Here is a 5,806-nt window from a genome sequence, read left to right as displayed (position 1 = left end):
GTTGACGGTCCAACTGGCCGAATGTTGCTCGGCCCTTAGGTGCTCGTCACGCCGCTATCGTTGTGCATCCGGGCGCGGCACGACGTCAACTACCAGTGACACCAGTGGTTGCTCCGCGGGGAGTTGTCCGCTGTCATCGCCGTCAGCGGCGAGCGCGTGATGATCGGCGGCCCAGTTGTCGTGCACAATCATCGTGACCTCATATCGGATCGAAACCGCTTATGAGCCATCGGCTGCCCGTCTTTTCCATCGTCACTTTGACGCTGGACGCCGTGTCGGTAGGGGCGTCGTTACCGACAACCACAGTCTGGTTGACGAACACCAGGGCAACAGCATGGCTTGGATTGGCCGACACCGACGCGACGGCTGCCACCGATGCGGCCGCCGAGATCTGCTTCTGTTTGGCGCCAGGAATCACCACGTCGCGGGTCAGCGACGTGTAGGAATCGCGGAACGGGCCGGTGAGCAGATCACGCGCGGCCGTGAGTTGCTTGTCAACAGTGCCCGGTCGGTAGGACAGCAGCGCGATCGTTGAGTCTCGGGCGGTCTGCACGGATTCGACGGCCGCGATGTCGGAGTCGCGGCTCGATGAGTCCTGCCACTTGAGGAACCCGGCGGTCAACGCGAGCAGTAGCGCCACACCGGGAAGCACGCCGAAGGCCAAAACCCTGGTGCGTCGTTTGGCTTTGGCCGGCGTGTTGGCCGGCGTGTCGTCCTCCGCTGTGGTTGCGTCGCAATCCGCGGTCGAATCCTCGGTGTCTGTGGCTTGTTCGGACGCCGCGGCCTTTCTAGTGGCGGGTTCCTCGGCGACCTCTGCCTCGTAATCGGCGGTTGCGGCGTCGATCTGAGCCGGGATTGCGGTTGCGTTCATCTTCGTGGTGCTCTCATTCTTGGTTCTGCCGAGGGTCTCGGATGTCGGTTGGATCACGGCACGAACTCCACATTGGAGACCTTGGCCTGATCGCCGAGCTCCTGCACGGATATCCGCATCCGCCAGTGACGCGGATCCTGTTCCGGTGCAGCGGCGGTGGAGGTCTTGACGCTGACGGCGACCAGCACCTGGGCGTCGCTCGGCGTACTGGACTCAACGGCTGCCCCGGTGATCGTTCCAACTGTTGTGGACTTCGTCTTCTCGACGACGTCGACAAACGGTTGTGAACGCTTCGCGAAGTCCTCATAGAAGGTGCCAGTCGCGCCGTCGAGGATGCGTTTGACATCGGCGTCGGCGTGCTGCCAGTCGATCGTGGTCAGATTGACCGCCCCCTGCCTGCCGACCTGCAGGAACAGCTCGCGCTGATCCCGAGCATGGCGGGACTCGTAGGTCCGGTAGCCCAACCAGCCGACCAGCCCGGTAAGCGTCACGACGATGAGCAACGCGCTCAGCGTTGCCAACCGGACAGGAGACATCGGTGTCTTGCTGGATGCCTCGGCCGGGGCTGTCTCGCCATCGTCGCCGTGCTGCGCGTCATCGGTGTCGTCGACCTCGGTCGAAGACATACCGGCATTCGAGCCGGGGGCATCCGCGCTGTCGGCTCCGCTGTCCGACGCCGGGCCCACCGCCGGCGATTCGTGACGTGTCTTCAGATCGGTCACCATTGCTGTCTCCTGTGGGCTCATGACGCGGGTGGGGGCAGCAGCATCGACTGCCATGTTTGGTTTTGCTTGGCGCCAGGAGCCAGGTCGGCTTGTGTGTACACGTGACCGTCAGGTCCCACGTAGGTGCCGGTGGCCGGGTCGTACTCGGCGGTCGCGATCGGTGGCGGCGGCGCAGCCGGAGCCGAGGCCGGGTATCCCGGTGGCGGCGCGGTACCCGGCGGGAACTGAGGAACGCCTTGGCCCGACAAGGTGGCGTTCGGGTCTCCTTTCCAATTGAAGCCGTCGTTGAGTGGAACGTAGGGCTGCTCGCTCTCGCACAGCTCTACCGAGGCGGCGCGCTTACCGGGTCGCGTCTCGCACGGGTAGTTGCGCGCGCCACGCACGTTGAGCGAAGAGTCTTGCGGCACACGGCAGTACAGCAGGCCCGGGGGGCGGTCGGGGTAATCCTGGAAGCTCATGGACCGTTGCTGCTGGGCGGGCAGGAATCCGGTGGTGCACGCCGGCGGGATGTTGAGATTGAGGTTGAAGCTCAGATAGGCCGCCGGGTAGTTCACTTTGTTGTTCTGGTTCGCCACGCCCGACCCTTGAACGACCGCGGTGCCTTGCGGTAGCAGCACGAGGATCTGCTCGAGGTTGTCGCGGTAGGTGACCCCGATGTTGCCGAGGTTGACAAGGTTGGCGAGGATGATAGGCAGCGTGGGTTGTAGCCGGTCGAACAACTGCCGCACCTCGTCGGCCGCCGGGCCACCTTTTTGCAGGACTCCCTGCACTGCTTGGTCGTTGTTTTGCAACTGCTTGGTGATGTCAGCTAGATGCGCTGCCCACGCTTGCACCGATTCCGAGGTGTCAGTCTGGGTGTCCAGCACCGGTCCGACATTGTCGACGACGTTCGTTAACTCCGTGAGATTCTTCTTGGCGTCGATCGCCAGTGCCGTCGACCCCTTCACGAATCGCGCGATCTCCGGTCCCAGCCCGCCGAACGCGATGGAAGCCTCGTCGATTGTGGTCTTCAGGTTGTCACCGGGTATCGCCTCCAGGCCGCGATTGGTGGCGTCGAGCAATGCATTGATGTCGGGCGGCACCCGGGTATCGGCCAGCGGGACGATGCTGCCGTCCTTCAGTGGCGGTGAGGTGGCGTTGCGTGGCAGCAGCGCGACGAACTGTTCGCCGACCGCGGTCTGACTGTGTACCTCGGCCTCGAGATCCGAGGGGATTTTGACGTCCGAGCGCAGCGACAACACCGCGTCTACTCCGGAGCCGGTGAGACGGACCTGCTTGACCTGGCCCACTTCGGTGCCACGGTAGGTGACGTTGGCCCGCTCGTAGAGCCCGCCCGCTTCGGGCAACTGCACCGTCACGGTGTAGTGCCCGACACCGAAAAGCAGGTTCGGCAACCGCATGTAGCCCAGCGCCATGACCACGAACGCTGTCAGCGCTATCGCAAGGAAGACGGCGAGTTGTACGCGGATCCGTCGCGTCAAGTGCATGCTATGGCCCCTGATCCAAGTGGTAGGGAACGACGAGGGGATTGCCGGCGGTATACGGGCTGGGCATCACGCCGATGGTGCGACCCCACTGCATCTCCAATTCGGTGAGATTGCCCTCCCACCGGGTGCCCGTGAGAAATGACGAGTCGAGTCGGCTCAGCGTCAAATCGATCACCGCGGTGAGGTTCGCGTAGTCGCCGCGCAGCCACTTCGACAGTGAGGGCTTGGGGAACGGATAGGTGGAGAAGAAGTCCAGCGAGCGGGTCAGCGCCGGTCCGGCGTCTGCCAGCGACTGCAGCACCGGGCCCACATCCTTGAGTTCCTTGACCAGGTTTTCTTTGGTTTGGTTCACCGAGTCGGCGGCCAGCGCACTGAACTTGCCCAGCTGGTCGAGCGCGTCGGCGAAGTTGGTGCGCTGGTCTTTGAGCACGCTCAACGCATCCGGCAGCGTTTTGAGCGCCTTATCCACCACTGGCTTCTGCGCGGCGATCTGGCCGACCAGGTTGTTGAGGCTGTCGGTGGCGGCGATGATGTCGCCGGTCTGGTCGTTGAGATAGCTGACGAATCTGTCGAGCTGGCCGATCAGGCTGCGCAGGTCGTCCTCGCGGCCGGCGAACGCGCTGGATAACACCTGGGTGATCTCCTGGATCTGGCCGATCCCGCCGCCGTTGAGCAATAACGACACCGCCGCCAGGGTCTGCTCGGTGCTGGGATAAGCCGAGCCTGACGAGAGCGGGATCAACGATCCATCATGCAACTTGCCTTCGGGTGCAACGTTTTTCGGCGGCGCCAGCTCCACGTGCAGCGAGCCGAGCAGGCTTGTCTGTCCGATCGTAGCTGTCGAGTTCCCGGGCAGGTCGACATCGCCGTTGATCGTCATCGTCAGCAACGCGTGCCAGCCTCGACGTTCGATTTTGGTGACGTTCCCGACGGTGACATCGCCGACCCGCACGCGGGAGTTGCGTTCGATGTTGTTCACGTCGGGCAGCTGCGCCTGAATCGTGTACGCGCCGGGCCCGCCGCCTTCGGTACCCGGCAGCGGTAGCGAGTTGGCGCCCCGCCATTCGCAGCCCGCCACCCCGAGCCCCGCGAGCAACGCCAGGGCCGCGGCGAGGGCACGGCGTAGCCCGGTCATGAGCCGGCTCCCGGGGGCACCATCATTCCCTCCAGCCCGTTGCCCGGGTTGGTGGGCTGCGCCTCGGCGGGCAGCGGTGGCGCTTGAGCGCCCTGCGCGAGGGCTTCCGAAGCCGGCGAGACCGGCGCCTCGGCGCCCAGCGGCGACGGGGGCGCTGGCGCGGCAACGTCGGGTGGCGGGGTAGACCCCGGCGGGGGGATGTAGTCCGGGCGCAACCAGTCCTCGCTGTAGGTGAGCTCATTCGGGCGTGCGGTGGCACCGACGAACAGGTTCTCGCCCAAGGGGGGGAAGTTGAATTGGCGGTTCTTGATGATCGGCGCCAAATACTGCACGCACAGCTTGGCCGACTGTTCGGCGCCGAGCCGGGAGGCCGCCTCGACTGCCGAGCAGATGAATTGGATGGGATTGGCGAAGTTGTTGACCGCCAACGCTCCGGAGAGTGTGCCCTGGGCCGGCTGATAGATGTTGACGAAATTCTGGAATGCCGGCGCCGCGATGTGCAGTGTCTGCTTTATGTCGGGAATGCTGTCGTTGAGGGCTCGGGTCAGCGACGCCAGCTTGTCCGTTGTCGTGCCCAGCGATTCGCGGTTGTCGGCGACGAATCTCTGCACATCGCCGACAATGTAGTTGATGTCGGAGACGGCGTTGCCGATCTCGTTCGGGTCGTTGGACAGCAGCCCCGTCACCGACGCCAGGTTTTGATTGAGGCTCCGGAGCAGCTCGTGACTGCTCTGCAGGGCAGATACGAGGATCGACAGGTTCTTGATCGTGCTGAACAGGTCGGTGCTGTGGTCGCCGAGGGCGGAGAACGCTTGCGAGAGCTTGATGATCGTGTCGCGGATGTCGGGACCCTGCCCTCGCAAGTTATCCGCGGCGGTGTTGATGAAGCTGCCCAAGGTGCTGGTGCCCCCCGGCTGCGTGGGTTGCAGTGTGTCGGTGAGCCTTTCGAGTTGCTGACGTAGGTCGTCGAATTCCACCGGAACGGCCGTGCGCTGTTGGGGGATCACCGTGTCGTCGCCCATCACCGGCCCGGTGGTGTAGGCCGGAGTCAGTTGGATGGCGCGCACCGCGACCAGCGAGGGCGACAGGATCACGGCCTTCGCGTCCTCGGGCACCTTGTACTTGTCGTCGAACCAGAACATGATCTTCGCGCGATCGGCCTGGGGTTCGATCTTGTCGATCTTGCCGACCGGCACACCGAGGATACGCACTTCGTCCCCGACGAAAACGCCGTTGCTGTTGGCGAAATAGCCGACTACATGCGTCTTGCTGACGGCCGCGGCGGACCGCGCCACCACGACAGCCCCGGCAATGACAAGCACCACCAGCGTCACTGCCAGGCCGGTGCGCACATAGCGGGATCGCGTCACTGTGTACCTCCTTGCGCTGGTAGCGGTAACGGCGGCGGTGTCGCAGGCGTCGGCAGGTCCACCGGCCCCGGCGGCGGCGTCCCGGTGGGCGGCACGACGTCAGACGCGTTGGGCGGCGGCGGTGCTGGCGGTCCCGGCGGCGGTCCGCCCGGCGGCGGTGCAGGCAGCGGCTCCCGATAGGGGTAGCGAGGATCACCCGGCTTGCCGGTGATGGCGTC

The 5,806-nt window shown here is 64.8% G+C and carries 5 protein-coding genes and 1 pseudogene; all 6 read right to left on the bottom strand.

Annotated elements, in window-relative coordinates; all coding sequences use genetic code 11:
* Positions 1 to 199: 199 nt before the first annotated feature.
* Positions 200 to 871: a hypothetical protein gene (locus JWP83_RS03405; RefSeq protein WP_297725783.1), complete on the bottom strand. Its 672-nt coding sequence runs from the start codon at positions 869 to 871 to the stop codon at positions 200 to 202.
* Between the two features lie 53 nt (positions 872 to 924).
* Entirely contained in the window at positions 925 to 1,596 is a 672-nt protein-coding gene (locus tag JWP83_RS03400; protein WP_297725781.1) for an Mce protein, read from the bottom strand.
* A 17-nt stretch (positions 1,597 to 1,613) separates the two neighbouring features.
* Entirely contained in the window at positions 1,614 to 3,083 is a 1,470-nt protein-coding gene (locus JWP83_RS03395; protein WP_297725779.1) for an MlaD family protein, read from the bottom strand.
* Position 3,084: 1 nt separating this feature from the next.
* Entirely contained in the window at positions 3,085 to 4,218 is a 1,134-nt protein-coding gene (locus JWP83_RS03390; protein ID WP_297725777.1) for a virulence factor Mce family protein, read from the bottom strand.
* Positions 4,215 to 5,588: an MCE family protein gene (locus tag JWP83_RS03385; protein WP_297725775.1), complete on the bottom strand. Its 1,374-nt coding sequence runs from the start codon at positions 5,586 to 5,588 to the stop codon at positions 4,215 to 4,217. The genes JWP83_RS03390 and JWP83_RS03385 overlap by 4 nt, the downstream gene beginning before the upstream one ends.
* Positions 5,585 to 5,806 (bottom strand): annotated as a pseudogene (locus JWP83_RS03380) (hypothetical protein); the annotation flags it as partial. The pseudogene JWP83_RS03380 and the gene JWP83_RS03385, both read right to left, overlap by 4 nt.

The organism is Mycobacterium sp. (assembly GCF_025965855.1).
Classification (GTDB): domain Bacteria; phylum Actinomycetota; class Actinomycetes; order Mycobacteriales; family Mycobacteriaceae; genus Mycobacterium.
Note: the sequence above shows the minus strand (reverse complement) of the source record. Positions and strands in the feature narration are given on the sequence as shown.